Origin of the sequence: Haloarcula limicola (assembly GCF_010119205.1) — an archaeon.
Classification (GTDB): domain Archaea; phylum Halobacteriota; class Halobacteria; order Halobacteriales; family Haloarculaceae; genus Haloarcula; species Haloarcula limicola.
Map to the genome: position 1 here is coordinate 681,562 of NZ_WRXM01000001.1, position 25,481 is coordinate 707,042.

The 25,481-nt window shown below is 66.9% G+C and carries 33 protein-coding genes and 1 tRNA gene; 10 read left to right on the top strand and 24 right to left on the bottom strand.

Translation table 11 applies throughout. The features are described 5' to 3' along the window. The first annotated feature begins 63 nt into the window (after positions 1 to 63). A complete protein-coding gene (locus GO488_RS03490; protein ID WP_162316407.1) occupies positions 64 to 744 on the top strand; it encodes a metallophosphoesterase in 681 nt (226 codons plus the stop codon). 106 nt (positions 745 to 850) lie between these two features. Further along, positions 851 to 1,009, top strand: coding sequence for a hypothetical protein (locus GO488_RS19580; RefSeq protein WP_164509612.1), 159 nt, complete (start codon positions 851 to 853; stop codon positions 1,007 to 1,009). A gap of 15 nt (positions 1,010 to 1,024) precedes the next feature. Here the strand turns inward: GO488_RS19580 and GO488_RS03495 are convergent, their stop codons facing one another. Then, a complete protein-coding gene (locus GO488_RS03495; RefSeq protein ID WP_162316408.1) occupies positions 1,025 to 2,284 on the bottom strand; it encodes an NAD(P)/FAD-dependent oxidoreductase in 1,260 nt (419 codons plus the stop codon). 83 nt (positions 2,285 to 2,367) lie between these two features. Between GO488_RS03495 and GO488_RS03500 the strand changes: the two genes are divergently transcribed. After that, positions 2,368 to 3,492 carry a threonine synthase gene (locus tag GO488_RS03500; protein WP_162316409.1) on the top strand — a complete coding sequence of 375 codons (1,125 nt, stop codon included), beginning with the start codon at positions 2,368 to 2,370 and terminating at the stop codon, positions 3,490 to 3,492. A gap of 67 nt (positions 3,493 to 3,559) precedes the next feature. Continuing rightward, entirely contained in the window at positions 3,560 to 4,012 is a 453-nt protein-coding gene (locus GO488_RS03505) for a DUF6653 family protein (RefSeq protein WP_162316410.1), read from the top strand. Between the two features lie 19 nt (positions 4,013 to 4,031). Here GO488_RS03505 and GO488_RS03510 read toward each other — a convergent pair whose 3' ends face one another. Genes GO488_RS03510 through GO488_RS03535 form a run of 6 tightly spaced genes read right to left on the bottom strand, consistent with a single transcriptional unit; the run spans position 4,032 to position 6,877 of the window. Then, on the bottom strand, positions 4,032 to 4,631 hold the full coding sequence (locus tag GO488_RS03510; protein WP_162316411.1) for a J domain-containing protein: 600 nt from the start codon (positions 4,629 to 4,631) through the stop codon (positions 4,032 to 4,034). Between the two features lie 39 nt (positions 4,632 to 4,670). Further along, positions 4,671 to 5,429, bottom strand: a complete 759-nt coding sequence (locus GO488_RS03515) for a proteasome assembly chaperone family protein (RefSeq protein WP_162316412.1) — start codon at positions 5,427 to 5,429, stop codon at positions 4,671 to 4,673. Between the two features lie 5 nt (positions 5,430 to 5,434). Further along, a complete protein-coding gene (locus GO488_RS03520) occupies positions 5,435 to 5,617 on the bottom strand; it encodes an RNA-protein complex protein Nop10 (RefSeq protein ID WP_162316413.1) in 183 nt (60 codons plus the stop codon). Between the two features lie 3 nt (positions 5,618 to 5,620). Continuing rightward, positions 5,621 to 6,421, bottom strand: coding sequence for a translation initiation factor IF-2 subunit alpha (locus GO488_RS03525; protein WP_162316414.1), 801 nt, complete (start codon positions 6,419 to 6,421; stop codon positions 5,621 to 5,623). A 1-nt stretch (position 6,422) separates the two neighbouring features. After that, on the bottom strand, positions 6,423 to 6,596 hold the full coding sequence (locus GO488_RS03530) for a 30S ribosomal protein S27e (RefSeq protein ID WP_162316415.1): 174 nt from the start codon (positions 6,594 to 6,596) through the stop codon (positions 6,423 to 6,425). Between the two features lie 2 nt (positions 6,597 to 6,598). After that, the gene (locus GO488_RS03535) at positions 6,599 to 6,877 is read right to left on the bottom strand and encodes a 50S ribosomal protein L44e (protein ID WP_162316416.1); all 279 of its coding nucleotides are present in this window, start codon (positions 6,875 to 6,877) and stop codon (positions 6,599 to 6,601) included. Positions 6,878 to 7,015: 138 nt separating this feature from the next. Here GO488_RS03535 and GO488_RS03540 point away from each other — a divergent pair, with 138 nt between their 5' ends. Further along, positions 7,016 to 7,288 (top strand): HAH_0734 family protein, encoded by a 273-nt coding sequence (locus GO488_RS03540; RefSeq protein ID WP_162316417.1) that lies wholly within the window; start codon positions 7,016 to 7,018, stop codon positions 7,286 to 7,288. Between the two features lie 28 nt (positions 7,289 to 7,316). Here the strand turns inward: GO488_RS03540 and GO488_RS03545 are convergent, their stop codons facing one another. Continuing rightward, positions 7,317 to 9,635, bottom strand: coding sequence for a DUF2298 domain-containing protein (locus GO488_RS03545; RefSeq protein WP_162316418.1), 2,319 nt, complete (start codon positions 9,633 to 9,635; stop codon positions 7,317 to 7,319). 112 nt (positions 9,636 to 9,747) lie between these two features. Here GO488_RS03545 and GO488_RS03550 point away from each other — a divergent pair, with 112 nt between their 5' ends. The 4 genes from GO488_RS03550 to GO488_RS03565 all read left to right on the top strand — a co-directional run bounded on the left by GO488_RS03550 (position 9,748) and on the right by GO488_RS03565 (position 11,778). After that, positions 9,748 to 10,515: a glycosyltransferase gene (locus GO488_RS03550; RefSeq protein WP_162316419.1), complete on the top strand. Its 768-nt coding sequence runs from the start codon at positions 9,748 to 9,750 to the stop codon at positions 10,513 to 10,515. Then, the gene (locus GO488_RS03555; protein ID WP_162316420.1) at positions 10,515 to 11,003 is read left to right on the top strand and encodes a GtrA family protein; all 489 of its coding nucleotides are present in this window, start codon (positions 10,515 to 10,517) and stop codon (positions 11,001 to 11,003) included. The genes GO488_RS03550 and GO488_RS03555 overlap by 1 nt, the downstream gene beginning before the upstream one ends. A gap of 68 nt (positions 11,004 to 11,071) precedes the next feature. Then, positions 11,072 to 11,146 (top strand) — tRNA-Met (locus tag GO488_RS03560). Positions 11,147 to 11,346: 200 nt separating this feature from the next. Then, a complete protein-coding gene (locus GO488_RS03565) occupies positions 11,347 to 11,778 on the top strand; it encodes a hypothetical protein (protein ID WP_162316421.1) in 432 nt (143 codons plus the stop codon). A gap of 34 nt (positions 11,779 to 11,812) precedes the next feature. Here the strand turns inward: GO488_RS03565 and hpt are convergent, their stop codons facing one another. From hpt to GO488_RS03635, 14 genes are all read right to left on the bottom strand, one after another. After that, positions 11,813 to 12,382 carry a hypoxanthine/guanine phosphoribosyltransferase gene (gene hpt, locus GO488_RS03570; RefSeq protein WP_162316422.1) on the bottom strand — a complete coding sequence of 190 codons (570 nt, stop codon included), beginning with the start codon at positions 12,380 to 12,382 and terminating at the stop codon, positions 11,813 to 11,815. 141 nt (positions 12,383 to 12,523) lie between these two features. Next, the gene (locus tag GO488_RS03575) at positions 12,524 to 13,021 is read right to left on the bottom strand and encodes a type IV pilin domain-containing protein (RefSeq protein ID WP_162316423.1); all 498 of its coding nucleotides are present in this window, start codon (positions 13,019 to 13,021) and stop codon (positions 12,524 to 12,526) included. A gap of 6 nt (positions 13,022 to 13,027) precedes the next feature. After that, positions 13,028 to 13,468, bottom strand: coding sequence for a type IV pilin domain-containing protein (locus tag GO488_RS03580; RefSeq protein ID WP_162317530.1), 441 nt, complete (start codon positions 13,466 to 13,468; stop codon positions 13,028 to 13,030). Between the two features lie 366 nt (positions 13,469 to 13,834). Then, the gene (locus GO488_RS03585) at positions 13,835 to 14,419 is read right to left on the bottom strand and encodes a DUF7344 domain-containing protein (RefSeq protein ID WP_162316424.1); all 585 of its coding nucleotides are present in this window, start codon (positions 14,417 to 14,419) and stop codon (positions 13,835 to 13,837) included. A 124-nt stretch (positions 14,420 to 14,543) separates the two neighbouring features. Then, positions 14,544 to 15,026, bottom strand: coding sequence for a type IV pilin domain-containing protein (locus tag GO488_RS03590; RefSeq protein ID WP_162316425.1), 483 nt, complete (start codon positions 15,024 to 15,026; stop codon positions 14,544 to 14,546). Positions 15,027 to 15,149: 123 nt separating this feature from the next. Continuing rightward, positions 15,150 to 16,943 carry a Na(+)/H(+) antiporter subunit D gene (locus GO488_RS03595; RefSeq protein ID WP_162316426.1) on the bottom strand — a complete coding sequence of 598 codons (1,794 nt, stop codon included), beginning with the start codon at positions 16,941 to 16,943 and terminating at the stop codon, positions 15,150 to 15,152. Next, entirely contained in the window at positions 16,943 to 18,655 is a 1,713-nt protein-coding gene (locus tag GO488_RS03600; protein ID WP_162316427.1) for a cation:proton antiporter, read from the bottom strand. Before GO488_RS03600 ends, GO488_RS03595 begins: the two co-directional genes overlap by 1 nt. A gap of 2 nt (positions 18,656 to 18,657) precedes the next feature. Next, positions 18,658 to 20,139 carry a monovalent cation/H+ antiporter subunit D family protein gene (locus GO488_RS03605; RefSeq protein WP_162316428.1) on the bottom strand — a complete coding sequence of 494 codons (1,482 nt, stop codon included), beginning with the start codon at positions 20,137 to 20,139 and terminating at the stop codon, positions 18,658 to 18,660. Then, positions 20,132 to 20,509: a cation:proton antiporter subunit C gene (locus GO488_RS03610; RefSeq protein WP_162316429.1), complete on the bottom strand. Its 378-nt coding sequence runs from the start codon at positions 20,507 to 20,509 to the stop codon at positions 20,132 to 20,134. Before GO488_RS03610 ends, GO488_RS03605 begins: the two co-directional genes overlap by 8 nt. Further along, positions 20,506 to 20,982: a Na(+)/H(+) antiporter subunit B gene (locus GO488_RS03615; RefSeq protein ID WP_162316430.1), complete on the bottom strand. Its 477-nt coding sequence runs from the start codon at positions 20,980 to 20,982 to the stop codon at positions 20,506 to 20,508. The genes GO488_RS03610 and GO488_RS03615 overlap by 4 nt, the downstream gene beginning before the upstream one ends. Next, the gene (locus tag GO488_RS03620; protein ID WP_162316431.1) at positions 20,979 to 21,518 is read right to left on the bottom strand and encodes a DUF4040 domain-containing protein; all 540 of its coding nucleotides are present in this window, start codon (positions 21,516 to 21,518) and stop codon (positions 20,979 to 20,981) included. Before GO488_RS03620 ends, GO488_RS03615 begins: the two co-directional genes overlap by 4 nt. Further along, complete coding sequence (mnhG, locus tag GO488_RS03625) at positions 21,515 to 21,835, bottom strand: monovalent cation/H(+) antiporter subunit G (protein ID WP_162316432.1); 321 nt, start codon at positions 21,833 to 21,835, stop codon at positions 21,515 to 21,517. Before mnhG ends, GO488_RS03620 begins: the two co-directional genes overlap by 4 nt. Then, positions 21,832 to 22,107, bottom strand: a complete 276-nt coding sequence (locus GO488_RS03630; protein ID WP_162316433.1) for a cation:proton antiporter — start codon at positions 22,105 to 22,107, stop codon at positions 21,832 to 21,834. The genes mnhG and GO488_RS03630 overlap by 4 nt, the downstream gene beginning before the upstream one ends. Continuing rightward, positions 22,100 to 23,098, bottom strand: a complete 999-nt coding sequence (locus tag GO488_RS03635) for a monovalent cation/H+ antiporter subunit E (protein ID WP_241692918.1) — start codon at positions 23,096 to 23,098, stop codon at positions 22,100 to 22,102. The genes GO488_RS03630 and GO488_RS03635 overlap by 8 nt, the downstream gene beginning before the upstream one ends. A 241-nt stretch (positions 23,099 to 23,339) precedes the next feature. Here GO488_RS03635 and GO488_RS03640 point away from each other — a divergent pair, with 241 nt between their 5' ends. After that, the gene (locus tag GO488_RS03640; protein WP_162316435.1) at positions 23,340 to 23,804 is read left to right on the top strand and encodes a nucleoside deaminase; all 465 of its coding nucleotides are present in this window, start codon (positions 23,340 to 23,342) and stop codon (positions 23,802 to 23,804) included. Between the two features lie 20 nt (positions 23,805 to 23,824). Here the strand turns inward: GO488_RS03640 and GO488_RS03645 are convergent, their stop codons facing one another. Next, entirely contained in the window at positions 23,825 to 24,148 is a 324-nt protein-coding gene (locus GO488_RS03645; protein WP_162316436.1) for a DMT family transporter, read from the bottom strand. A 125-nt stretch (positions 24,149 to 24,273) separates the two neighbouring features. Then, the gene (coaBC, locus tag GO488_RS03650; RefSeq protein WP_162316437.1) at positions 24,274 to 25,434 is read right to left on the bottom strand and encodes a bifunctional phosphopantothenoylcysteine decarboxylase/phosphopantothenate--cysteine ligase CoaBC; all 1,161 of its coding nucleotides are present in this window, start codon (positions 25,432 to 25,434) and stop codon (positions 24,274 to 24,276) included. Between the last annotated feature and the right edge of the window lie 47 nt (positions 25,435 to 25,481).

Below are 25,481 nucleotides of genomic sequence, written 5' to 3' on the forward strand. Positions count from 1 at the left end.
GATAAAAATACCACCGTCCGAGGTGCGTCACGGCTTTGTGCCCGCGGGGCCGACCCGGAGGCGATGACGCTCCCCTACGACGACCGCGCGCTGGTGCTCGACGACGTCCTCGTCGTCGCGGACCTCCACGTCGGCCGCGGCACCGGTGGGGACCTCGCGTTTCCGGTCGGGTCGAACGCCGACCTGGTCGAGCGGTTCCGGTCGCTGACCGAGCGTCACGACCCGCGCGAGGTCGTCGTCGCCGGTGACCTGCTCCACTCCTTCCAGACCGTTCCGCGAACCGTCGAGGACACCGTCTCGGGACTCCGCGCCGCCTGCCGCGAGACGGGTGCGCGCCTCATCGTCACGCCGGGTAACCACGACACGATGCTCGATTCGGTGTGGGACGGTCCGACCGAACGCGAGTACCGTCTCGGCGACACCGTCGTCTGTCACGGCCACGAGACGCCCGACAGCGAGGCCGAGCGGTACGTCGTCGGCCACGACCACCCGACCATCGAGATCGAGGGTCAGCGCCGGCCCTGCTATCTCGTCGGCCCCGGTCAGTACGGCGACAGCGAGGTGCTGATGCTCCCGTCGTTCAACAAACTCAACGCGGGCGTCGTCGTCAACCGGATGTCCGCGGCGGATTTCCAGTCGCCGCTCGTCACCGACGCCGACCGCCTCGAACCGGTCGTCTGGGACGAGAGCCGACGGGAGACGCTGTCGTTCCCGGCGCTCGGGGAGTTCCGGCGGATGCTGTAATCGACGGCGTAGACGGCCGGGAGACGCCCTTCGAAGCGAAGCGGTGACGGGCGCAACCGCGGCGGAGAGCGGTAGGTATTTGAGCTATCGCGGTGGAAACGCCGATATGGTTCAGACAGGTGCCGCGCTCGCGCTTATCGCGATCACGCTACTGGCGGGAACCGCGCTCTACTTCGCGACGATCAAGTACGTCTCCGAGGTCCTCCACGAGGACGTGGAGCACGACGACGAGGGAAACGCGAGTAGCGGCGGCCGGACCGCCTAGGCCGTCGCTCTCTTTCTATCCGAGCAACTCGGCGGCGATCTTCCCGCTCTCTAACGCCCCCTGTATCGAGGACCAGCGGGTGTAATCGCCGGCCAGCGCAACCGGTCCCGCCGGCGCGTCGGGGTCGGGGAGCCGCCGTCGGAACCCCGGCGGTTGCGCGAACTGCGAGAACGGCACGCGGTCGGTCCGCAGGAGTTCGAGGTCGTCGAATCCCGCCGCCGGGTACCACGACCCGAGGGCCTCACCGACGGCGGCCGCGAGCGTCTCGTCGTCGTCCTCGGGTTCGCCGAGGAACGTCGCGCTGTACAGTTCCATCCCCTCGGGGGCGTACTCGGAAGCGACGGCCGACATCGGCGCGACGGTGTTGGGCCGCTCGTTCGCGGCGTTGAGAACGATCCGTTTCCCCGTGCTTGGGGCCTTGCTCGTCGGCAGCGAGAAGTACTGCGTGACACAGCCGAGCCCGTCGGTGGGCACCGCGTCGACGCCGGTGAGTTCGACGGCAGTCTTCGGGTCCGTGGCGACGACCGCGCCGTCCGCCGCTATCGTCTCCGTTCCGGCCTCGACCGTCACTTCCTCGCCTCCCGACTCGCTCTGGATCTCGGTGACCGCCCGGCCCGTCTCGACGGTCGCGCCCGCCGCGACGGCCGCGTCGGCCAGCTGCTCGGGCATCGCCTGCATCCCGTCGGCAGGGACGAATATCTCGCCCTCGCTCAGCATCTTGTAGGTGTACTCGAAGATCGCGCTGTCGGTGCCGAGCGCGCGGTCGAGCGTGATGCCGCCGTAGAAGGGCGCGGCGAAGCGCCTGATGAATCGCTGTGAGAACCCCTCCGATTCGAGGAACGCCGAGATGGTCGAGCCGCCGCCGTCGAGAATCGACTCGGGGTCGCGCTTTGCGAGTTCTCGCTGGAGCGCGAACAGCCGGAGTTTGTCGCCCGTCCGCACGTCCCGGTTGAACAGCGTCTGCGGGGCCGCCGTCGGGTTCCGGAGCGGGTCCGACAGCACCGACCGGTGGTGCGGGCGGGCGATCGTCGCGCCGGGCGCGAACGGTCGCGGCGAGAGCGCCTCTACGTCCAGTTCGCGTTGCACCGCGGGATAGGCCGAGAAGAGGACCTGAAACCCGCGGTCGAACGTGTAGCCGTCCTCGCGCGCGGTGCGGACCCGACCGCCCACCTCGTCTCGCGCTTCGAAGACCGTCACGTCCTCCCCCGATTCGGCGAGGTGACGGGCCGCGACCAGTCCGGCGAGTCCCGCGCCGGCGACGACGACGTCTGTCATGGGCGTGGCTTCGGGCGCGTCCGCAAAGAGGGTGCTGGACCGCGACCGAGTGACACTTGTCGATGCCGTCGAGAGTGGTTGGTATGCAGACGCAATCGGCGTTTCGCGGCCTCGTGTGTACGGCGTGTGAGGAAGCGGCCGACCCGGACGAGGAACGCTGTCCGGACTGCGGCGGCGTCCTCGTCGCGGCCTACGAGACGGACTCGGTCGATTCGACCGCCGACCTCCGTCCGTTCTCCGCCGACGACCGGATCGGCATCGACGAGGGCGAGACGCCGTCGGTGTCGATGCCCGCCCTCGCCGACGAACTCGGCGTGGCGAGCGCCGCGCTCAAGGACGAGGGACGCAATCCGACCGGGTCGCTGGCCGACCGGAAGCTCGCACCGGCGGTCACCGCGGCCGTCCAGGAGGGCGCGGACCGCGTCGCCACCCTCTCGACGGGCAACGGCGCGCAGTCGGCGGCGGCCCACGCCGCCCGCGCCGGCGTCGACTCGAAGGGGTTCGTCCCCTCGCGGTGTCCGTTCCTCAACAAGGCGATGGTGAACGTCCACGGCGGCGACATGCGCGTCGTCGAGGGCCGCTACGGCGACGCCGTATCGGTCTTCGAGGACAGCGACGACGAGTTCGCGTCCCTCGCGCCCGGCCACCCCTTCCGCGTCGCCGGCGGGACCGCCCTCGCGCTGGAGATACTCGGCGGTCGGGACGCGACCCCCGACGCCGTGGTCCACCCGACCGGCCACGGCGAGACGGTCGTCGGACTGGAACGCGGCTTCGCGCTCGCCGTCGAGGCGGGGTTGGCCGAGACGGTTCCACGACTCTACGCCGCCCAGCCGGCCGATTGTGCGCCCGTCGCGGACGCCGTCGCCGACGGCGCGAGCGACCCGATCCCGGTCGAGCATCCGGACACCATCGTCGGCCCGCTGGAGGTCCCCGACCCCGCCGCCGGCACCGCCGCGATCGCGGCCCTCGACGCGACCGACGGCGACGCCGTCGCCGTCTCCGACGAGGCGGTTCTGGAGGGCGCGGTCGACGGCTGCGAGATGGGACCGGAGGTCGGCGCGACCGGCGGCACCGCCGTCGCGGGCGCGCGAGCGCTGGCGGACCGGGGCGCGTTCGACGACGGGGACGACGTCGTCCTCGTCAACCCCGTCGCCGGGAGCAAGGAAGCAGACCTGCTTCGCTCGCACCTCATGAGTCAGGGGCTGTGAGTCGCCGATGGGAGGGACTGTGTATCGTCGATAGGAATTTGTCGCGGACGGGCGTCTCTCGGTCACGATGAGCGACGAACTGCCTGATTCCGAGGGAACCGCGCTCGACCGCTACTTCTGGGCGCGCCACGCCAACCCCAAGAGCGGGTGGACCCGCGTCGCCGCTTACCCGCTGCTGGTCGCCTGTATCTACCGCCGGGACTGGCGCGGCGTCGCGCTGACGCTCGCGTTCGTCACGCTCAACCCGTTCCTGTTCGCCCCGCCGGAGGACGACGACTCGTGGATGACGCGGGGCGTCTACGGCGAACGCCTCTGGACGAAGGCCGACTACGACCGGTTCGGCTATCCGGAGGTGCTGAACTACGCCAACGGCGTCGCGTCGGTGTACGTCCTCTACGCCGCGCTTCGCCGCCGCCCCGGAGAGACGGCGCTGGCGACGGCGCTGTCGATGGCGCTGAAGTTCTGGTTCGTCGCGGAGATGGTGCATCGCTACGAGGCCGAAGCGGAACGCGGCGACTGAGAGGCGTGTCCAGTCCTGTTCAAGAGGCGTGCTGTTTCGCCATCGTGTAGGCTTCTCGCACTCGCTTGAACTCGTCTTCGTCGCCGCCGTGATCGGGATGGACCTCCTTGACCCGGTCGCGGTAGGCCGACTTCACCTCGTCGACCGTCGCCCCCTGTCGAAGGCCGAGTTCCGCGTACGCCTGCACCTCGGGGTCGGGCGACCGCTGCGGGTCCGGGCCGAGTGACACCTCCGGCGTCTCGAAGGGGAGGCGAGCGCCCAAGTGGATGCCCGGCATCTCGTGTTCGACCAGCACCGGTCGCGTCCGTGAGCGCTCGATCCGGTAGTACGCCCGGGCGTCGAAGGTGATGGCGACGTCCCGCTTCGGGAGGTAGAAGGCGACGTGTTGGCCCTCGACGAAGTGGTTCTCGGCGTACTGTTCGTCGATGGCCCGGAGGTACTCCCGGAGTTCGGCGCGGCGGCGCTCCTCGCCGCCGTCGCCCAGTGTGCGGTGCTGTTGCCGCGCGGGGAACAGCCTGTTCGCGACGACGAAGACGGCGGCGACGACGAGGCTCCCGGCGACGCCGAGGACGACGCCCAGAGCCAGCCACGCCGGTACCGTACCCGGGTCTACCTGCACGGACGGGGGTTAGGCGCGCGCGGTAAAGAAATTCTCGCTCTAGCCGATGTAGCGGAGGTCCTCGTCGGCCGGCGACGGGGCGTTCTGCTGTTCCATCTCCTGGATCTTCCGGACGACCTCCTCCATCTCGTCGGCGCGCTCTTCGAGCGACTCGTAGTCGACGTCGAAGTCCACGACCGACTGGAGGATCTCGAGGACGGCCTGCGCGCTCTTGGGGTCGACCAGATAGCCCGAGGTCTCGCCCATGAGGCAGGCGGCGGGGACGTCCCGTCGCTCGCCCAATCCGAGCAGGAGACCGGAGACGCCGACGATGCCGCCCGCGGGTTCGTCCTCGCGGAAGGCGACGCCGGCGTCTTCGAGCGTCTCGACGAGGTCGTCGGTGGTCGTCGCCCCGAGGACGTCGTACTCCTCGATGAGTTCGCCGGTCGGGACGCCGCCGAGGGCGAACACCCTCTCGACGCCGAAGTCCTCGGCGACGTCGAGGAACGTATCGGTCAGGCCGTAGTGGCCCTGGCTGTCCTGTGCCTGGTGATTACCGGAGAGGACGAGCATGTCCTGGCCGTCCTCGGGCGTGACGGCGTGGAACTCCGCACAGGCCAGTTGCGTGCGCCCCTCGTCGATGCTGACCTGCGGCGGGAAGTGCGTGGAGTACACTCGGCGGACGAGTTCGCTTTCGAGTTCCTCCAGGAGGTGTTCCGCGGCGAGTTTCCCCACGTGGCCGACGCCCGGGAGCCCCTCGACGAGGACCGGGTCGGCGAGCTCCGGGTCGGCGAGCACTTCGATGTCGAATTCGTCCATACGCCCTACTGCCGGCGTCGGCGCTTAAGTGAACGTCGATACTCGCCGTGGGGGTTCGTCGGGTCGAAGGGGGCCGGGGCGCTGTTGACGGCCTCGGCACCGCAGTCGGGACACGTCGCAGAAAGGGTGTACACCGGGCGGTCGTGTTCGGACTGCCACGCCGAACACACCCGGATATCGGACTTCATTCGCTATTCGTCGTCTTCGGTTCGCTCGCGGTGGTACTGACCGGACCCGCCGTGCTCTTCGACTACCTTGCGAGCGCGATCGGCGCTCTCTTCGAGTGCGCCTTCGGCCGTCTTGTAGTCGGGGGCCTGCACCTGAATGCGGTACTCCGGCGACCCGACGTAGGTGACTTCGAGTTGGATCTCCTCGGGGACTTCTCCGTTCCCCTCGGCGGCTTTCAGCGCCTTCTTGATGACGTCGACGCCGTCGTCGTCCGGGCAGGTCAGGTCGACGTAGCCCGTGACGTTGACGTAGGGCACCGAGACGTTGTTTCGGGCGGTCTCGACGATAGCCTCGATCTCGTCGTCGTCGAGGTCGGTTTCGTCTAAGGCTTCCTCGCCGTGGATGGCCGCCTCCTCGAAACCGTCGTACAGCGACCCGAACTCCGCTAAGAGCTCGTTGGCGATGGCGCCGTAGACCTCGTCGTCGATGTTCTCGCCGAAGGCCAGCTCCATCCAGTTGTCGGCCTTCTGCTCGTTCTTCCACTCCTGGATCTTCTCTTTGCGCTGGTGGTCGTTGACGTCCTTGATCGAGAGGTCGATCTGCTGAGAGCTCTCGTCGACGTCTAAGACCTTCGCAACGACCGTCTGGCCCTCGTTGACGTGGTCGCGGACGTTCTTGATCCAGCCGCTCGCGACCTCGGAGATGTGACAGAGGCCGCGCTTGCCCTCGTACTCTTCGAGGTCGACGAAGACGCCGAAGTCCTCGATTTCGTCGACCTTTCCGACGACGAGTTCGCTCGGTTCCGGCCAGCCGCTGTATTTCATCCTATCGGGCCTCGACGACGGCGGTCACTTCGCCTTCGATGTCGGCCTTCCCGCCCGTCGGACGGGCGAGCGTGTGGCCGCAGACGGCGCACGACACTTCGGTCGAGGCCTTCTCGAAGAGACTCTGTTCGTTCTCGCAGTCCGGGCACGTGACGGTGATGAATGCTCCGGCCATGCTTACTCCTGGAACTCCAGTCGGCCGGCGCGCCATCCCTCGCGGAGGTGGGCCTTGCCGCAGTCGCCACAGCGGTACTTCAGGTCCGTCTTCTTGGTGGGCTTGTCCCCACCGGGGACCTTCGAGAACTTGCCGTCGTTCCCGATCCCGGAGTTGCGCTCGCGCTGGCGGTCGATCCACTTCATTCCGGTTTCGCGGCCGGAGCGGACCTTCTCGACCTCGTGTTCGTTGTGTTCGTTACAGTGCGGACAGTACGTATTGAACCGTCGTGGCATCTCCATAGATATCGACCTTACGGGGCGATTGGAAGTGCCCGCTTAAAACCCGTTTGGTTCCGAGTCGGGCCGCCGTCGGGCTGTGTGGGCCGTTGACGCGCTTCCTTCGAAGTCACTAAGTACGCCGTTTGCCAAGGTGCGCGTATGAAGAAGCTCATCATCCACGGGAACCCGGGTCTCCGGAAGGGCGGCCGCATCGAGTACGACGACGAGGAGTACGAGGTGTTCTCGGTCGCTCGGCAGGGCGACTGGCACGGCCCCGACCGCCCGCAGCTGTGGTGTACCATCGGGAAAGAAGACGAAGAAGAGACGTACAAGACCCAGGAGTACATTCCAATTCACCTCGATACCGAGAACGTCGACGCCGAGGCCATCACCGTCCTCCGCGAGCGTGCCCCGCCGAGCACCGAAACCTGATTTCCGATCTGTCTCTCTCACGGCATTCTCAGCGCCGCTCCGGGCCGACGCGGTAGATCACCACGTCGCCGGCTCGCTTCACTTCGGTCACGCCGGCGACCTGCCCGATCGTTATCTCGCCGTAGCGCGCTCGCTCGGCGGGACCGACGTAGACGTAGCGCACGTCGTACTCCTCCAGTAGCGCCCGCTGTTCGGTCGCGTTCCCCGTGTAGATCGTCTTCACGTCGCTCACGCGCCGGTCGTACACCGTGTCGTTGCGGTACTGGGCCTCGTGGTACCACCCGGCGACGGTGGGGAGGCCCGTGAGACTCGCCGGGGCGCTGGCCCCGTCGCCGTCCTCGGGGTTCCACCGGTAGCCCGCGGGGGCGGCCGTGACGATGGTCGGTTGGCCCTCGGCGGTCCGGTCGAGCCAGCGAATCGCCTCGGCTTCTTCGGGGTGTGTCCTATCGAGGTGGTCCGTGCCGTTCAGCGTGGGCTCGCCGGCCGCCTCGACGTGATTCGTGAGCGCGAGCGCGCCGTACACCGACGTCGAGAGCAACAGGAGGACGACGAACGCCGTCGTTCCGGTTCTCGTCGCCAGCCGGCGCGTCTCGCTCCCGGGCCGCCAGCGGGTCAGCAGCCACGCCAATATCGGGCCGGCGGCGGCGGCCCACAGCACCCACACCTGCATGTAGGTCTTGAACACCGTGTTCATCCGGCCGACGTTCTCCTTCACGAAGACGAACTCCACGAGGAGGACGAGGCCGGTTCCGGCCAGTACGAGGACCGCCTCGAAGCCGACGGGGCGGTCGCCGCCGTCGGCGAGCGTGGGAATCGACCGCACGGACTGGCCCAGCGACGGCGAACGGGCGAACAGCCACGCCCCGACGAGCAGGGGGGCGAGCAGTCCGACGGCGGCGAGGTCCACCGTCGCGCCCAGAGCGACCACGCCGACCGTCGCCAGGCCGGCGATGCGCGCGCGCTCGGTCCCGAGCGTCCGACCGGCCCGCGCGTAGAGATACAGTCCGAAGGGCAGGACGAACAGGCCGTGGACGGCGAGCAGTTCCAGCACGCTCGACCGGTCCGGGAGGAACGCCACCTCGCGGCCGCTGGCCGCGCCGAGCCAGAACGGGAGCGACCACAGCAGCCCCAGCGCGAGGACGGCGACGGCGACGGCGACCGCGACGCCGATGCGGGCGACCTCGTGGCTCGGCCCGGCGGCGGGGAACCGGTCCTCGACGCTTTCGGGGAGCAGCGTTCTCGGGTCCGCCGGGGCGACGGCGACGGTCAGCATCGTCAGGCCAGCGATAGAGGGGAACGACCAGGTGTTCGTCACGGCCATCAGGCCAGCGAGCGCGGGCAGCGCGCCGAACAGCAGCGCGATTCGCCGCCGCCGCTCGACGGCGGGCGTCTGATAGTAGCTGAAACACAGCGCGGCCGCGAGCAGGAGAAAGCCCGTGCTCATCATGTGAGCGTGTAAGTCGCCGTTAAGCCACGCGAACAGCGGGAACTCGTCGATGACGAGCGCCGCGCCGGGCTCGTAAGTGGCGAAGTCGCCCGCCTCGTCGGCGATGACGCGGCTGGCGTCCCAGTAACTGAACGAGCCGGGACCCGCGGCGAGACCGGAGATCTCGTAGCCCGCGCTCTCGGCGAGCGAGGTGGCGAGGTCCTCGGGGAGGAGCCAGATGAGCAGCCGAACGGGCGTCGAGAGGTTGCTGGCGAGGCCGACACAGAACGCCGAGAGGCCGCCGGCGAGTCGCCGGGAGACGCCCCGGTCGGCGGCGACGGCACCGGCCAGTCCGTAGGTCGCGGTCACCAGCGTCGCGTAGAAGCCCGCGAGCGCGAGGTTGTAGGCGTACTGGCTGGCGGTCCCCGTGATGCGAGTGAGAATCGCGGCGAGCAGGTGGCCGCCGTAGTAGTACGCGACCGGTTCCCCGGCGAACCACATGTCTTCGGGCGGGAGTCGATCGCCGCGAAGCAGCGAGTTCAACAGCCCGAAGTCGAGGAACTTCTCGCCGCCGAGGGGGACGATGACCGGGTCCAGCGCCCGGATAGCGATCAGAAAACAGAACGCGAGCGTGAAGACGCCGGCGACCTCCGCGTACGCGCGGCCGTCCACCGTCGTGCCGCGGCTGCCGACGATGGTCGCCCCCGCGACGAGGGCGAGAAGACCCAGCCAGACGCCGGCGGTCAGCGAGACCCGACCGACGAAGTACGCGACGAGCCAGAGCACCGAAAAGGCGACCGGGAGGCCGAACGCGACGCCGCGGTCGGCGAACCGCGGAAACAGGGCGGTGGCGACGGTCGCTCCGACGTACGTCAACAGGAGATAAAGGGCGAGCCAGAGAGCGACGAGACCGTACTCCATCAGTCGAGAGAGCGCGTCGCTCGGGCATACGTCTTTTGCACTCTTCCGAGCCGACGCGCCCAAGCGCGCGTCTTCGAACTGTTTTTACTCACCGCCGGCCGAAGGTGACACAATGTCGCGTTCCGTCGGCGTCGTCGTCCCCGCCTACCGCCCCGACGTCGCCCAACTGCGGACCTACCTCACGGCCATCGACGAAGCGCTCGCCCCCGACACGATCGTCGTCGAGCTCGACGCGCCGAAGCGCGGCGTCCCAGAGCGACTGTCCGACCTCCCCGTTACCGTCGAGACGGTGCCGTACCGCCGCGGGAAGGGCGCTGCCGTCACCGCCGGGTTCGAGCGCCTCTCGACAGACGTGCTCGTCTTCGCCGACGCCGACGGCTCGACGCCGGTCGGCTCGCTCGTCGACGTCGTCGACCCGGTGGTCGCCGGCGAGACCGACCTCGCCGTCGGGTCGCGCCGCCACCCCGCCGCCGAAGTCGCCAGCCACCAGACGTTCGCCCGGCGCTTCCTCGGCGACGGCTTCGCGTGGCTGGCCGGCCGGCTGCTCGACGTCTCGCTGTACGACTATCAGTGCGGAGCGAAGGCCATCGACGCCGCCGCCTGGAAGCGGGTCCGCGCGCACCTCTACGAACCCGGCTTCGCGTGGGACGTGGAGCTAGTCGCGATGGCCGGCGCGTTGGACCTCCGCGTCACTGAGGTCCCCATCGAGTGGGAAGATCGCCCCGGCTCGACCGTCTCGCCGGTCAGGGACTCATTCGCGCTCCTCAGAGCGCTGCTGGCGGCGCGTCACCGCGCGAAGCAACTCAGCGACGACCGCCTCCACACCGCCATCGCCGCCCGCCGGGACGACCCGACCGCCCTCGTCGAACGAGACCGATAATGAGCCTGCGCGACCGACTCCACGGCGCCGTCCCCGACCGGTTCCAGTCGCTGCTGTCGGGCGTGCGCTTCAGCCAGTTCGTCTCCGTCGGCGTCATCGGCGCTATCAGCGACAACACCGTGCTGGCGACGCTCAGACTCGGCTTCGGCGTCCCCGAACTCTGGGCGAAGGCCGCCGGCATCGAGACGGCCATCCTCGTGATGTTCCTGGTCAACGAACACTGGACGTTCTCCTCGGTCGGTGCGGCCGGGCGCATCCCGTTCCTGAAACGGCTGGGGAAGTCCCACCTCGTCCGCGCGGGCGGGTCGTCGGTGCAACTGGTCATCTACTGGTTCCTCACGCAGTGGCTGACCGTCCAGCTCGTCGTCTACGGCACCGACCTCTGGTTCCTCGCGGCCAGCCCCATCGCCATCGGCGTCGCCATGTTCGTCAACTACGTCTTCGAGAGCCTCTTCACCTGGCAGGTCCACCAGGACGGGACCGCGTAGCGCGTCACAAACTCACGGACGGCGAGCGAATCACAACCCTTAATGAGGGGCCTCGGATATGAAGAGGTAGCGGGATGGGATAGCCAGGAGATTCCGGCGGGCTCATAACCCGCAGATCGGTAGTTCAAATCTACCTCCCGCTACTTTTCAGCGAACTACGCCGCGAAGCCCTGTCTTCGCGGTTCTCGTGAGCATGTATGTCGCGGTCACGATAACTTGAACGAGAGAACGCCGAGCGGTAACGAGGTGTTCACGTCGTTCAAATCTACCATACGTGCGACGCGAATCGCCGTCCATCAGTACGAAGATTCACGTCCCACTCCTTCGACGCGTCGATAGACCGATGTCCTCCGCAAGCGCCGCCGGCCCCTCCAGTTCAGAGACAGTCACACGGCGGAGATTCCTCGCCGCCCTCGGTGTCGGCGCCACGAGTGCCACCGCTGGCTGTGGTCGCTTCTCCGGGACGGACTCGAGCGGCGAAGGGGACACGATCGAGATTATCCCCGTCAACGAGACCGATCGGCCGGTGACCGTCGCCATTAGAATCGAAGCGGCCGACGGTTCGGTCCTGTTTAGTCGTGTCTACGAACTCGACGCGGGCCACGCCGACGAGTCGGCCGGTATCGATACGCGGCCGGCGACGATTCACGCCTTTACTCCCGACGGGCGCAGCAACTCCTGGGAGTACGACCCCGATACGGACTTGCAGTGTGAGGGAAAAGACGTTGGACTCTGGATCCGCGAGACGAGCATCGACCCGTGGTACAACTGTTGACGGACGTCGGGAACCGGCGATGCGGGCCGTCTGCTCAGTCGTCGCCGTGTTCGTCGACGATGACGACCTCGCCGTCCTCGACGCGGACGTTGATGAGCGTCTTGGCGTGATAGCCGGCCTCGTCGAGCTTGTTCTCGCCGTCGGCCTTCTTGATCACACAGACCAGATCGCGGATGTCCGCGCCGATGTCTTCGAGCGCGCCGGTCAGCGCGGCGAGCGTGCCCCCTGTCGAGAGCACGTCGTCGAGGACGAGCACGCGGTCGCCCTCGTAGACGTCGTTGACGTACATCTCGTTCTCGGAGTAGCCGGTGACCTGCGAGAGCGCCACCTCGCCCTCTAAGCCGTACTGGCGCTTGCGGACGACGACCAGCGGGATGTCGGTCATCAGCGAGACGGCCGTCGAGAGGTGGATGCCCATCGCCGCCGGCGTGACGATCTTGTCGACGTCTTCGAGCTCCGCCTTGCGGATGATCTTGATGACGATCTCCCGCAGCAGTTCCGGGCGCAGCATCGGCACGCCGTCGCTGATGGGGTGGACGAAGTAGTGATAGCCGTCCTTTTCGATGATCGGCGCATCGAGCAAGGACTTCTTGAGCAGGTCCATGCTGTCGGTACTGCCAGGTCCTACAAAAATTCGTCGTCAAGCAGTCACACTAGGGGAGGTAGTTCAATGAGTGCACAGGTTCTCTTACAAGTGCATAGCTGTCGATAATAAGTTAAAAATGTGAGAAGCGAGTCGAGTTGATTACGCTTCTGGCCCGGAATCCTGGGTCAACGTAGCTGAATTGTCCCCTTCTGAAGCTTCATAGACGACACGAAGTTCGTAATCGTTGCCGACAGGAATTAGTGCACGGTCGCCAGCAGAGACCCCTGCTCCCTGACTGGTCGTGTTAACGTACGCTGATGCGTTCCATGTTCCTGCCTTTCCCATTGGCCCTGATCCAGCACTGAATCCGAAGTCGCCCCTGATATACAGTTCGTTCGCATTGATTGTATCTCCACCATCATGCGTAATAGTGAGGTTTCCATCAGCCCCGGTGACGTTAGAATAGGACCAGCTATTCCCACTTTCGTAGTCCGTGGCAAAACTAGCTTGCGGCGTTGTCTGCTGTGCTTGGTCACCGAGACCAAGGACGAATGACGCGATGACGGCCGCGAGGATGACCGTGATGGCCACCATCAGGATGACGCCGATGACCGGCGAAACGGCGTCGTCGTCGTCAATAAGTTGTTTGAGATCCATTGTTATTTAGGCGTCAGGTCCCGAATCCTGTGAAAGCGTGGCAGAGCTGTCCCCTTCGGTAGTTTCATATACTACACGGAGGTCGTAACTCGACTCCGCGCCAACGTCAATACTGTTACCAGCACTCACGTCATCAGTTGATCCGAGGGTACTCCAATTCCCCCACGTAGCTGCACTATCACCCGTACTACCGAAATCGCCACGGATGTATATCTCTTGGACCTCAATTGAATCCCCTCCATCGTGTGTAATTGTCACGTCACTCGAAGATGAATCGTAATCCCACGAGAAGCTGGCTTGCGGTGTCGTTTGCTGTGCTTGGTCGCCGAGTCCGAGGACGAACGACGCGATGACGGCCGCGAGGATGACGGTGATCGCCACCATCAGGATAACCCCGATGACCGGCGAGACGGCGTCGTCGTCGTCGATGAGTTGTTTGATATCCATCGTTTTTCTCCACACACCGGGTGTGTGCGAGCGGTAGGTGCCGATTAACCCCACCTTGTGGAGCGGACCCGCGCTCGCGGAGGTGTGCTGTCTCATCTTCATGTCGTAGGGACACTTATACCCACACTACGGTTTACGCTCTCAAGACCGCCTTGAAACCGTACAAGACCGGGTTGTAATGTCGAAAACCGGGTCGTCGAAAAAAGCTAGCTTTCGGCTGACAGGAGCGGCGTTTCAGGCAGACAAATCAGATAGATTTCGACGAGTTGTTCGTATCACATAGCGCAACAACCAGTCATCTCAGAGGGAGAAAAATTGTACGCTGTATGGGATTCTCAGCGCTGATATTCCGACAGGACGAATTTGTTATTCCCCGTCCTGTTCGTCACGAGCGTTAGCGAACTCGGTGAGGGTCATCTCGCGGCCGAGGAACGTGTGATACAGCGCGGAGATCGTAAGTAGGACGGCCATCACCGTGGCCCAGACGAGCGGCGGGATGAGGGTAAAGGGATAGACGCCGACCCAGAGCACCACCACGACGGCGAGGCTGACAGCCCCCAGCGAGAGGTAGTATTCGCGCCACGGGAACTCGCCGCTGGGAACGACCTCCAGATAGACGGTCAGCTCCTCCGTCTGTGGCGTCGTCGAGACCAGGCCGTTGTCGGCGTCGTACTCGACGATGCTCGCCTCGGCCATCCGCGGCAGGTGCGTCTGCTGGAGCGTCGTGTAGACGCGCTTTCGCTGCGCGCTGGAGACGTCGTCGCAGCAGCAGTCGTACTCCATCGCGGCCACCTCCGAAGTGAGGTCGCCGAGTTCGACCGGCCCGCCGTGCTCTCTGAGATACTGGAGGACGTAGCGGCGACGCTCGTTGTGGAGCACGTCGAAGATCTCGCCCTTCGAGAGCGGTTCGCTCGCCCCCGCGACCGACGTGGATTCCGTTTGCTGGCTCATCAAACGCCACCACACCGCATGAGAGCCAGCCATGTCATGTGTCTCACTGATATAAGCCGACCTTATTAATCGGTGTGGTCCTGCAACTGTGCGTCATCGGCATCGAAAAGATACGAAGATTGGTTTAGGCGCTCGGACCGGACCACTTCGAGAGGGTGGCGGAACTGCCGCTCTCGCTTGATTCGAAGACCACGCGAACAGTATCCGAGTTGGCAACGTTGACTTTTATACTAGTCCCTGCACTAATACTCGCACCAGTGCTGTGCTGTGCGGTCGTAACGTTCTCACCCGTTATCACGTCCCAAGCTCCATCGTCCTGAGACCCCTTAATGTGCAAGTTTTCGGCGTTGATGCTGTCTCCACCGTCATGAGTGACAGTTAGCGTTCCGTCTCCATCCTGCGAATTGTTCCATCCTTTTGGGCCGGGCTGCTTCTCATAATCAAAACTAAAACTAGCCTGCGGGGCGGTGTTACTGAGGTTCTCGCCGAGGCCGAGAACGAACGTTGCGATGACGGCTGCGAGGATGACGGTGATCGCCACCATCAGAATGACGCCGATGACCGGCGACACAGCGTCGTCGTCGTTGATGAGTCGTTTGATATCCATCGTTTGTCTCCGGAACGTACCGGGGAGCCCGGTAGTGTCCTTAGCGAAAGAAACCCGTGCCGGTACATAAACCTACAGCACCAATTATCTGCTGTGAAAATACCCCCGCGGTCGGGAGGATAGCTACGGCAAGAGCAGTAGGGCCAGCGTAACGAACAGGGCGAGGACGAGGATGCTGAGGCCGATCCCCGCTCTGAGCGGGTGGTTACGCCCGTCGCTATCGTTCGTGACGATGCGCTCGTAGAGCGCGTCGGGGTTGGCGACGGCGCTGGTGAACGAGCCGGCGGCGTTCACCGCGATCCGGTCGACGGCGGCGTACAGCTCGGTGACGCCGACGACGAGGCTCCGCATCCCGTAGAACACCGCCGGGTTGTACAGCGAGTCGACGTCGGGGACCCGGCCGAGCTTCGAGAGGGGTTTCTTCGTCACCGCGAAGCCGATCAGGCCGAGGACGGCGAGGACGACCCCCTCGACGACGTGGGGGACGGTGTAGGTGTGATAGACGTGCGAGACGACGCTGCCGTCGGTCACGTCGAAGGGCAGGATGGCGAACAGCGCGCTATCGAAGACGCCGTAGGCGATACACAGCGCGGCGACGGTCAGCATGGCGACGCTCTGGAGGCGGTTGGCGTCGGGGACGCTCCCGTCGTACTCGCCGTGGAAGAAGGCGTAGTAGCCGAACTTGATGAACGACATGAACGTGCCGATACCACCGAGGAGGAGCAGCCATTCGAGCGTGTAGAACTCGCCGATGGGCAGCGGCCCCTTCGAGAAGCTGTAGTGGCTCGCCGAGATGACGATGCCCTTGCTGACGAAGCCGTTGAAGCCGGGGAACCCGGCGATCGACAGCGCGGCGACGGTGAACGCCCCCGCGGTGAGGGGCATCTCCCGCCAGAGGCCGCCGAGTTTCTTCAGGCTCTCCTCGCCGGTGCGGTAGACGACGACGCCGGCGGTCATGAACAGCAGGCCCTTGTAGAGGATGTGGTTGAAGACGTGGGCGAACGCGCCGGCCTGTGCCAGCGCGCCGCCGATGCCGACGCCGGCGATCATGTAGCCGACCTGCGACTGGATGTGATAGGAGAGCAGGCGGCGCATGTCGTTCTGGAACAGCGCGAACGTCGCGCCGAAGACGGCCATCCCGCCGCCCATGTACGCGATGGCGACGTGGCCCTCGGGGAACGCCCGGTACATGCCGTAGACGCCGGTCTTCGTGGTGAACACGCAGAGGAAGACGCTGGCGGCGACGTGCGGGCGCGGGTAGGTGTCGGGCAGCCACGCGTGCAGGCCGATGAAGCCGACGTTGACGCCGATGCCGACGGCGGCCAGCGCCGCGGGCAGACCGGCCGCGATACCCGCGGTCTCCGGCCCGCCGGGCACCGACGCGAAGAGGAACGTCCCCTTGGCCACGTAGGTCTGGAGGATGGCGGCCATCAGGAGCGTCCCGCCGATGCCGTGGAAGAGCGCGTAGCGGAAGCCCGCTCGAACCGCCTTGCCGCCGTAGTACCACACCAGCAGCGTGCTGGTGACGGCCATCAGCTCCCAGAAGAACAGCAGCGTGAGCCAGTCGCCGGCGAAGACGGCTCCGAAGCTCGTCGCCACGTACGAGAGGGCGAAGCCGGTCTGGACGCCGTCGGCGTCGCTGGCGTAGGAGTACAGCACGGCGACGGCGGCGATGAGGCCGAAGACGAGCCCCATCAGCCGCGAGAAGTCGTCGACGTTGAACAGGACGGCGTCGAACCCGAGGAACGTCGTCTGCAGGTGCGCGCCGTCGGGGACGACCCACACCCACGCCGTCGCCAGCGCGGACGCGAGCACGCCGAGCGCGTGTCCGCTCCGGCGAGGCAGCAGCGCGACGAGTATCGCCACCGGGAGCAGGAGCGCCACCGGCGGAATCGCCGTCAGGAACGGACTCGCCATCAGAGCGTCACCCCCGGGAGGTTCCCGACGACTTCGGTCACGATCCGCAGGAAGACGACGCCGTTCGGGACGATCCCCAACAGCAGCGAGAGGGTCGCGGCCGTCAGGATCGGCCCGAGCATGAACCACGTGCTCTCGCCGCCGACCCAGTTGCGCTGCTCCCACCCGGTCGCCGGCGGGCCGCCGTAGTGGTCTTCCGCTTCGTGTCGCTTCCCGAGGTGGTCGACGTGTTCCGGTCTCGGCGCTTCCCCGTCTTCGTCTTCTTCGTCACCCCGCGCGTGGCGTGAGTCGACCGTCTCGGCGTCGCCGCCGTCCGGCTGAAGCGCGTATCGGCCGCCGATCGGTTCCTCGACGAGCGGCTTCTCGTCGTGTGCCTCGGGCGATTCGAAGAACGCCTGATAGACGATGGGCCAGAAGTACGCGATGTTGAGCACGCCCGAGACCAGCAGCGCGCCGGCGAAGACCCAGCCCCCGCTCTCCAAGTTCAGCGCGCCGATGACGAGGTACCACTTGCTGACGAACCCCGCCACGAGCGGGATGCCGGCCATCCCGGCGGCCGCGACGCCGAAGGCGGTCATCGTCAGCGGCATCCGCTTGCCGATCCCGGCCATGTCGCTGATGTCGTCGGTGTGGGTCTCGACGTGGATCGCGCCGGCACAGAAGAACAGCGTGAGCTTCATGAACGCGTGGGCGGGGATGTGGAGCAACCCGCCGACGAGGGCGTCGCCCTCCAGGAGCGCCAAACCGAGGACGATGTACGAGAGCTGGCTGATGGTCGAGTACGCCAGCCGGCGCTTGAGGTTGTCCTGCCTGAGCGCGATGACGCTCGCGGTCAGGAGCGTGAACGCGGCGACGGCCGCCAGCGGGAGGTTGACCCCGAGGTCGCGCATCACGTCCGGACCGTAGACGTCTAAGACGACGCGAGCGAGGCCGAAGATGCCGCTCTTGACGACGGCGACGGCGTGGAGCAGGCCGGAGACCGGCGTCGGCGCGACCATCGCATCGGGCAGCCAGGAGTGGACTGGCATCAGCGCCGCCTTCACGCCGAACCCCGCGGCGAGCAACGCGAACGCGGCGCGAGCGAGCACCGGATCGGCCGTCGCCAGCGCCTCGATGCCGCCGGGCGCGAACGCCGTCGTCCCCGTCAGGAAGAAGACCAGCGCGCTGCCGCCCAGCACTGCGACGCCGCCGCCGAAGGTGTACGCGAGGTACTTCCGGCCGGCGGCGCGGGCCTCGTCGGTCTCGTCGTGGGTCACCAGCGGGTACGTCGAGACCGTCAGCAGTTCGTAGAACAGGAACAGCGTGAGCAAGTTGGCGGCGAAGGCGACGCCGACGGCGGAGGCGAGACTCGCCGCGAAGGAGGCGAAGTACCGCGTCTGGGCGTGTTCGTCCAGCCCGCGCATGTACCCGATGCTGTAGAAGCTCGTCACGATCCACAGCAGGCTGGCGAGCAGGGCGAAGAGGATGCCCAGCGCGTCGGCTTCGAGCGCGAAGGTGAGACCGTTGCCGAACTCGCCCAGCGCGACGCGGAACTCGTCGCCGCCGAGGACGGCGGGGACCATGCTGGCGACGATCGCGAACTTCGCCAGGGCGACGGTGAGCGTCACGCCCTCGCGGACGTCGGGCCGCGATTTCAGGCCGAGAATCACCGGGATGGCGACGGCCGAGACGAGCACGGCGAACAGCGGTCGGAGTGAGGCGACTTCGGTCATCGTTAGAGTAGTGGTGGGAGCGTCTCGTTCAGGAGGCTGTCCAGTACCGGCACGCCGGCGATGAGCGCGATCGAGAGGACGGCGGCGGTGACGACGACGGCCACCATCCCCGTCGAGACGCTCTCGCCGCCGTCGGCGACGGCCGCTTCCTCGCCCTCGCGGATGGTCGGTTCGGCGAAGTAGAGCCGTTCGACCAGTCGCGCGAAGTACGCGAGCGTCAGGAGCGTGCTCGCGAGCAACACGACGACGACCGGCCAGAGGCCCGACTCGACGGCACCGACGACGATGTACCACTTGCCGAAGAAGCCGACGGCGGGCGGGACGCCGACCATCGCCAGCGCCAGCACGGCGAAGGAGCCGGCGGCCAGCGGCGACCGAGCGCCCATCCCGGCGTAGCTCCTGACCGAGCGCGCGCCCGTCTCCCGCTCGATGACGCCGGTGGCGGCGAACAGGCCGCCCTTCATGATCGCGTGCCCGACGAGGTGGATCGTCGCGCCGACGACCGCGACGGGCGTGGCGATGGTGAAGCCGGCGACGACGAGACCGAACTGGGACACGGAGGAGTACGCGAGCATCCGCTGGACGTTGCTCTGAGAGACCGCCAGCGCGCTGCCGGCGATGATACTCACGCTCGCCAGCCCCAACAGCGCCCAGCGAGCGGCCGGGACCGCGGTGAGGAAGTCGACGGTGAACACCGAGAACAGCAGGCGGGCGAGCGCGTACGCCGACACCGTCGAGACCAGCGCCGAGATGAACGCGCTCACCGTGTCGGGCGCGTTCGCGTAGGCGTCGGGCTGCCACGTGTGCAGCGGGAACAGCGCCACCTTCACCGTCAGGCCGCCGACCATCAGGCCGAAGGCGGTCAGCACGAGCGTCGAGTCGTAGCCGAGCGTCGAGCCGAGCTTGCCGGCGAGGTCGGCCATGTTCAGCGTCCCCGTTCCCGCCAGGAGATAGCCGACGCCGAGCAGGTACAGCGACGCGCCGACCGTCCCGATGATGAGGTACTTGAGCGCGGCGACGGCCGAACTCGCCTCGCGGCCGCTGGCGACGAGCCCGTAGGCGGCCAGTCCCGTGATCTCGAGGAAGACGTAGAGGTTGAACACGTCGCCCGTGACGCTCATCCCCGTCAGCCCGGTGACGAGCAGGAGGTACATACTGAAGAACGTGTTCGAGCGCGGTCCCGCGCGGCGCGCGTACGCGAGCAGGCCGAGGGCGACGACGCTCACGAGCAGGGCGACCGTCGCCGAGAGCCCGTCGACGACGAGTTCGATGCCGTAGGGCGCGGCGTAGCCGCCGACGGCGTACTCGATGGTTCCGGCGTCCCAGACGGCCCACCACAGCCACCCAGCGAGAGGCGCGTGGACCAGCATCGTCGCGGTCGCGATCGGCCAGCCGGCGCGGTCGGTGAACAGTCCGGCTACCAGCGGCACCGAGCCGCCGACGATGGGCAGGACGACCAACAGAACGGGGAGGTGCTCAATCATAGTAGAGTTGCTCCAGCGTCTCTTCGTCTAGCGTGCCGTACTCCGAGTAGATGCGGACGATGAGCGCGAGCGCCACCGCCGTGAGGCTCACCCCGACGACGATGGCCGTCAGGATGAGGACGTGCGGGAGCGGGCTGACGTACGGGCCGCCCCCCTCCGTGATGATCGGCGGGTTCCCACCCGACCGGTAGGCCAGCGTGATGAAGAACAGGAAGATGCCCGTCTGGAAGACGTTCATCCCGATGACCTTCTTCACGAGGTTCGGGGAGTCGACGAGCATGTACAGCCCGATGCCGAGCAGGACGACGACGGCGTAGTAGTTGTAGTGCGTCGTCAACAGGTCGAGTTGGAGCGGGAGCGTCGCGTTCATGCTGTCTCCTCCGATTGGTCGTCGACGGCGTGGGCGAACCCGGCGGCCAGCAGGAAGAACAGGCCGATGACGACGCTGGCGACGACACCGCCGATGCCGAGTTCGACCAGTTCGATGCCGTACTTCGTCGCGTACTTGTACAGGAAGTGGTACTCGTCGTACTGGAGGAACCGTCCGCCAAGGGCGAGCGCGCCGAGCCCGATGGCGGCGAAGTTGAGCACGCCCCAGACGGCCAGCCCCGCGATCACCCGCGTATCGACCCACTGTCGGGTGGATTCGATGCCGTAGGCGAAGGCGATCATCATCACGACGGAGCCGGCGACGACGCCGCCCTGGAACCCGCCGCCGGGCGTGTCCGCGCCGTGGAACATGATGAACAGCGCGAAGGTGAGGACGAACGGCGCGACGACGCGCACCGTCGTCATGATGATGGTGCTCTCGACGTAGAGGCCGGGCTGCTCGTCGGCGCTCATGCGAACACCTCCCGACGCAGGACCGACAGGCCGACGACGCCCGCGGCGAAGACCACGACGGCCTCCCCGAGCGTGTCGAACCCGCGGTACGCGGCGAGCACCGCGGTCACGGCGTTCTTGACGTGGGTCTCCTCGTAGGCGTTCTCGATGTAGTACTGGGAGACGTCGCCGCTGACGACGGGCGCGCTCGGGTCGCCGATGGCCGGCAGCGCGGGCACCGTCGCCCCCATCACGAGGACGAAGACGCCGACCAGCAGCATCGCCCGCAGGTCGAGCGACTCGAACAGCTCGTCGGCGTCGGGCGTGACGGTGTTCGCGAGCGCCAGGAGGAACAGGATCGTCATGATGCCCGCGCCCACCGAAGCCTCCGTCAGCCCCACGTCGGGAGCCTGTAAGATGAGCCAGAGGATGGAGACGCCGAGGCTGTAGGCGGCGAAGGACATCACCGCCGCGAGCGTGTCCCGGAGGAGCGCCGCGCCGACGGCACAGCCGACGACGAAGACGAGCAGCGCGCCTTCGAGCAGGGTCAGCGTCATCGCTCGCCCTCCCCGTCTTCGACCGTCCACGGTTCGATACCCTGGTCCTGTGCCGCCCGCGCGATGGCGTGGGCCGCCGTCGGGTTCGTGATGAACATGAACGTGAGGAGGAAGACGGCCTTGACCGTCGAGAGGTCCGTCTGCAGGGCGAGCGCGACCGCGGCGATGGTGAGCACCGCCCCCAGCGTGTCGCTCTTCGAGGCCGCGTGTGCACGCGTGTAGATATCCGGAAGCCGGAGGATGCCGAGTGACGCGACGCCGGCGAAAAACGCCCCCAGCAGGCCGAGACCGACGATCCCCCACTCGATGGGCGTCATAGCACACCCCCGTGTTCGACGTTGAACTTCGAGAACGCGATCGAGAGCAGGAAGTTCAGCAGGGCGTAGACCAGCGCCACGTCGAGGAAGACCGGTTCGTCGAACGCCGCCGAGACCAGCGCGATGGCGATGACGGTGTTGGTCCCCATGACGTTGACCGCGATGACCCGGTCGTGGATCGTCGGGCCGACGTAGACGCGGTACAGCGCCACGACGGCGAAGATGACGAACGCCGCGGCGATGGCCAGCAGCGCCTGTTCGAACTCAACCATCCTGTCCCTCCCCGTCGTCGCCGCGCTCGCGGGGCGACGCGATGGCGGCCGCCTCGCGGCCGTAGAAGACGAACCTGACCGCGCGTTCGAGACCGCCCTCGAAGAGGTCCTCGCGGGAGCCGGCGGTCAGCGAGTGGATGTCGAACGCCCGGTCGGTGACGCTGATCGTCAGCGTGCCGGGCGTGAGCGTGATGCTGTTCGCGAGCGTCGTCACCGGTGCGTCGCCCCAGACCGCCGCCTGCAGTTGGACGACCTTCGGGTCGATGGGCAGGCTCGGGTGGAGGACGACGTACGCGATCTGGAGGTTGGCGACCGCGATCTCCTTCAGCAGATAGGGCGCGTAGACGAGCATCCGGAGGAGTTGCCGGCCGACCCGACGCAGGGAGGGTTGCTCGCTGAACGCGACCGGCGCGAGCAACACCGCGACGAGTCCGGCGGTGAAGGCACCGGTCGCGAAGTCGAGCGGCTTCCACGAGGAGAGCAGCATGTAGAAGAGATACGACGCGCCGAAGACGGTGAGGTACTTCGGGAGCGACGCCGCCCGGGCGAGGACGGTCCGCTGCGCGCGGCGCTCGACCGGGGCCTCTTCCACCTCCGCGTCGCCGCGGGCGAGTTCCCTCTCCAGCGGGCGCAGCATCGGCGTCGAACCGCCGGGGCTGTACTCTGGGTCGAGGACGATGCGACCGATCCCGTGTTCGTCGGCGTGAGCGAGGATCGCGTCCGCGTAGTCGCCGGGGCTGAACAGGTAGCGGTCGGCACCGAGGACGGCCGTCTCGACGGTGACCGCTTCGGGGATTCCGTCGCCGAAGTCCTCTTCGACCCACACTTCGACGCGTTCGAGCAGTTCCGCCGCTTCGCCGAGTTCCTCGGGGGCGTCCGGGTCGACCGAACGGGTGCTGGCGATTGCGACGAAGTGTAATTCGACCGGGCCGTCGGTGACCGCCGACCGGGCCTCGTCGACGACGTACGCGACGGTGTTTCGCATCGTCACGGAGTCGTCGACCGGGACCAGCAGACGGCGGGCGTCGGATGTAGTCACAGTGGTTTGGTGAGAATCCTGTCCGTGTGTTTCGCAGGCGTTACAGTCGTTGTTGTGGACGAACCGTGGAACGGAGAAAACTATTTCGCATTACGGCAGTAGATAGCAGGGACAGGGTCGGTCGTCGCGCGGCGACGACCTCTCCGGTCGACACGCCGATTAGTCGCGCGCTCGTACCGTCCGCCCTACGACGATGGATTCCCCTCAGTTCGACGAGTTCGACCACGAGACGCACATGCGCGAGGCCTTCGCGCTCGCGCGTGAAGCCGCGGCCCGCGGCGACGAGCCGTTCGGGTCGGTGCTCGTCCGCGACGACGTGGTCGTCATGTCCGACTCGAACCGAGTAGTGACGGAAGCCGACATCCGACGCCACCCCGAACTCCACCTCGCCCACCGCGCGTGCCGGGAATACGACGCCGAAGAGCGCTCGGAGATGGTCATGTACACGAGCACCGAGCCGTGTCCGATGTGCGCCGGCGGGATGGCGACGGCGGGGTTCGGTCGCGTCGTCTACAGCGTCGACCACGAGGAGATAGCGGCGTTCACCGGTGACGAGCCGGCACCCGGCTCCGCGGAGATTCTGGAGGGAACCACCGACGTCGTCGGCCCGGTCCTGAACGACGAGGGCCGACAGATTCACCGGGAGTTCGACTGGTGACGGCCTCCTCGCCCGCGGCGTCAGTATCCCTGTGAGACGAAGTGGAGCCCGACGATCCCGAACACGATCACGGAGATGAAGAGGAGGCGGGCGCTCGTCGCCGGTTCGTCGAACAGGACGATACCGAGCGCCGCGGTGCCGACGGCTCCGATCCCGGTCCAGACGGCGTACGCCGTCCCGATGGGGAGGTCCTGGACCGCTCTCGCCAGCAACACCATGCTGACGACGAGCGAGAGGACCGTGCCCGCGGTGGGTAGCGGTTTCGAGAGGCCGTCGGAGTACTCGAGACCGATCGCCCAGCCGACTTCGAACAACCCGGCGACGAAGAGGAGGAGCCAGGACATCTCGTCGCTCCTTCTCCGCTAACCGGACTATGGCTTTCGGTATCGAGTCGACGTCACCGGGCGACCCGGTATGCCGTCGAACGCCGCTAGCTCCGACCGCGACGGGCGATCCACGTCGCGATTCCTCATCCGTTCAGCGTCGTTCGCAGTTCCTCGGCGACGCGCAGCCCGAGCCCCCCCTTGTCGCCGACGTACTCGCTCGCGTCGTCGTCGCGGACGAACAGCGCGCGCGTCTCGGCTTCGCCCATCACGCTCGCGTCGTTGGCGACGACGAACGCGAGGCCGACCCGGTCGCGGAGTTCGCGGGCGCGGGCGACCAGCGTCTCGTCGTCGCCGGCCGATTCGACCTTGAAGCCGACGATGGGAAGCTCCGGGTGGGCCTCTCGAACCGTGTCGATGAGCTTCGGCGTCGGTTCGAGCGAGAGGGTCAGGTTCTCCCGGCCGCTCTTTATCTTCTCGTCGGCTCGGGAGACGGTGTAATCGGAGATGGCGGCCGCCGAGACCAGCGCGTCGGCGTCGGACGCGAGATCGGCGACGGCGGCGGTCATCTCGGCGGCCGACTCGACCGGTTCGACGGCGGCGTAGGGCACCTCCGGGCCGTCGTGGACCAGCGTCACGTCCGCGCCGTGGACGTGACACGCCCGCGCGACGGCGCGGCCGGTTTGGCCCGAGGCGCGACTTGAGAGCGTCCGCACCGGGTCGACGGACTCCGTGGTCGCGCCGGCGGTGACGACGACGCGCTCGCCGGCGAGCGGGCGGTCTCCCGCGGCGCGCGCGACGGCCGTGACGATGGCTTCCTCGGTCGCGATCTTCGCTTTCCCCTCCTCGATTCGCGGGTCGACGAACTCGACGCCCCAGGACTCGACGCGGTCGATGGCGTCGGCGACGCCGGGGTGGTCGTACATCGGCTCGTGCATCGCCGGCGCGACGACGACGGGGACGTCCGCCCCGAGCGCCGTCGTCGCACAGGTCGTCACCGGCGTGTCGTCGATGGCCGCCGCGACCTTCCCGACGGTGTTGGCCGTCGCGGGCGCGAGCAGGAGCACGTCGCCCCAGCCCTCGACGCCACAGAGGTCGACGTGTTCGACGGCCCCGGTCAGCTCGGTCACGACGTCGTTCTCCGTGGCGAACTCGACAGCCCACGGGTGGACGATTCCCTGTGCGCTGTCGGTCATGACCGCCCTGACGTTCGCCCCTTCGCGGCGCAGCTCGTGGGCCAGTTCCACCGTCTTGACCGCGGCGATGGAGCCCGAGACCCCCAACACGACGTTGACTCCCTGCAACATGGCACTCACTTCACCGTCGCCGCCTAAAAGTCTCCCTTCACTCGACT

Coding starts and splice junctions, on each gene's coding strand:
- GO488_RS03490 (WP_162316407.1), top strand. CDS start 64: ATGACGCTCCCCTACGACGACCGCGCGCTGGTGCTCGACGACGTCCTC.
- GO488_RS19580 (WP_164509612.1), top strand. CDS start 851: ATGGTTCAGACAGGTGCCGCGCTCGCGCTTATCGCGATCACGCTACTG.
- GO488_RS03495 (WP_162316408.1), bottom strand. CDS start 2,284: ATGACAGACGTCGTCGTCGCCGGCGCGGGACTCGCCGGACTGGTCGCG.
- GO488_RS03500 (WP_162316409.1), top strand. CDS start 2,368: ATGCAGACGCAATCGGCGTTTCGCGGCCTCGTGTGTACGGCGTGTGAG.
- GO488_RS03505 (WP_162316410.1), top strand. CDS start 3,560: ATGAGCGACGAACTGCCTGATTCCGAGGGAACCGCGCTCGACCGCTAC.
- GO488_RS03515 (WP_162316412.1), bottom strand. CDS start 5,429: ATGGACGAATTCGACATCGAAGTGCTCGCCGACCCGGAGCTCGCCGAC.
- GO488_RS03520 (WP_162316413.1), bottom strand. CDS start 5,617: ATGAAGTCCGATATCCGGGTGTGTTCGGCGTGGCAGTCCGAACACGAC.
- GO488_RS03525 (WP_162316414.1), bottom strand. CDS start 6,421: ATGAAATACAGCGGCTGGCCGGAACCGAGCGAACTCGTCGTCGGAAAG.
- GO488_RS03530 (WP_162316415.1), bottom strand. CDS start 6,596: ATGGCCGGAGCATTCATCACCGTCACGTGCCCGGACTGCGAGAACGAA.
- GO488_RS03535 (WP_162316416.1), bottom strand. CDS start 6,877: ATGGAGATGCCACGACGGTTCAATACGTACTGTCCGCACTGTAACGAA.
- GO488_RS03540 (WP_162316417.1), top strand. CDS start 7,016: ATGAAGAAGCTCATCATCCACGGGAACCCGGGTCTCCGGAAGGGCGGC.
- GO488_RS03545 (WP_162316418.1), bottom strand. CDS start 9,635: ATGGAGTACGGTCTCGTCGCTCTCTGGCTCGCCCTTTATCTCCTGTTG.
- GO488_RS03550 (WP_162316419.1), top strand. CDS start 9,748: ATGTCGCGTTCCGTCGGCGTCGTCGTCCCCGCCTACCGCCCCGACGTC.
- GO488_RS03555 (WP_162316420.1), top strand. CDS start 10,515: ATGAGCCTGCGCGACCGACTCCACGGCGCCGTCCCCGACCGGTTCCAG.
- GO488_RS03565 (WP_162316421.1), top strand. CDS start 11,347: ATGTCCTCCGCAAGCGCCGCCGGCCCCTCCAGTTCAGAGACAGTCACA.
- hpt (WP_162316422.1), bottom strand. CDS start 12,382: ATGGACCTGCTCAAGAAGTCCTTGCTCGATGCGCCGATCATCGAAAAG.
- GO488_RS03575 (WP_162316423.1), bottom strand. CDS start 13,021: ATGGATCTCAAACAACTTATTGACGACGACGACGCCGTTTCGCCGGTC.
- GO488_RS03580 (WP_162317530.1), bottom strand. CDS start 13,468: ATGGATATCAAACAACTCATCGACGACGACGACGCCGTCTCGCCGGTC.
- GO488_RS03585 (WP_162316424.1), bottom strand. CDS start 14,419: ATGAGCCAGCAAACGGAATCCACGTCGGTCGCGGGGGCGAGCGAACCG.
- GO488_RS03590 (WP_162316425.1), bottom strand. CDS start 15,026: ATGGATATCAAACGACTCATCAACGACGACGACGCTGTGTCGCCGGTC.
- GO488_RS03595 (WP_162316426.1), bottom strand. CDS start 16,943: ATGGCGAGTCCGTTCCTGACGGCGATTCCGCCGGTGGCGCTCCTGCTC.
- GO488_RS03600 (WP_162316427.1), bottom strand. CDS start 18,655: ATGACCGAAGTCGCCTCACTCCGACCGCTGTTCGCCGTGCTCGTCTCG.
- GO488_RS03605 (WP_162316428.1), bottom strand. CDS start 20,139: ATGATTGAGCACCTCCCCGTTCTGTTGGTCGTCCTGCCCATCGTCGGC.
- GO488_RS03610 (WP_162316429.1), bottom strand. CDS start 20,509: ATGAACGCGACGCTCCCGCTCCAACTCGACCTGTTGACGACGCACTAC.
- GO488_RS03615 (WP_162316430.1), bottom strand. CDS start 20,982: ATGAGCGCCGACGAGCAGCCCGGCCTCTACGTCGAGAGCACCATCATC.
- GO488_RS03620 (WP_162316431.1), bottom strand. CDS start 21,518: ATGACGCTGACCCTGCTCGAAGGCGCGCTGCTCGTCTTCGTCGTCGGC.
- mnhG (WP_162316432.1), bottom strand. CDS start 21,835: ATGACGCCCATCGAGTGGGGGATCGTCGGTCTCGGCCTGCTGGGGGCG.
- GO488_RS03630 (WP_162316433.1), bottom strand. CDS start 22,107: ATGGTTGAGTTCGAACAGGCGCTGCTGGCCATCGCCGCGGCGTTCGTC.
- GO488_RS03640 (WP_162316435.1), top strand. CDS start 23,340: ATGGATTCCCCTCAGTTCGACGAGTTCGACCACGAGACGCACATGCGC.
- GO488_RS03645 (WP_162316436.1), bottom strand. CDS start 24,148: ATGTCCTGGCTCCTCCTCTTCGTCGCCGGGTTGTTCGAAGTCGGCTGG.
- coaBC (WP_162316437.1), bottom strand. CDS start 25,434: ATGTTGCAGGGAGTCAACGTCGTGTTGGGGGTCTCGGGCTCCATCGCC.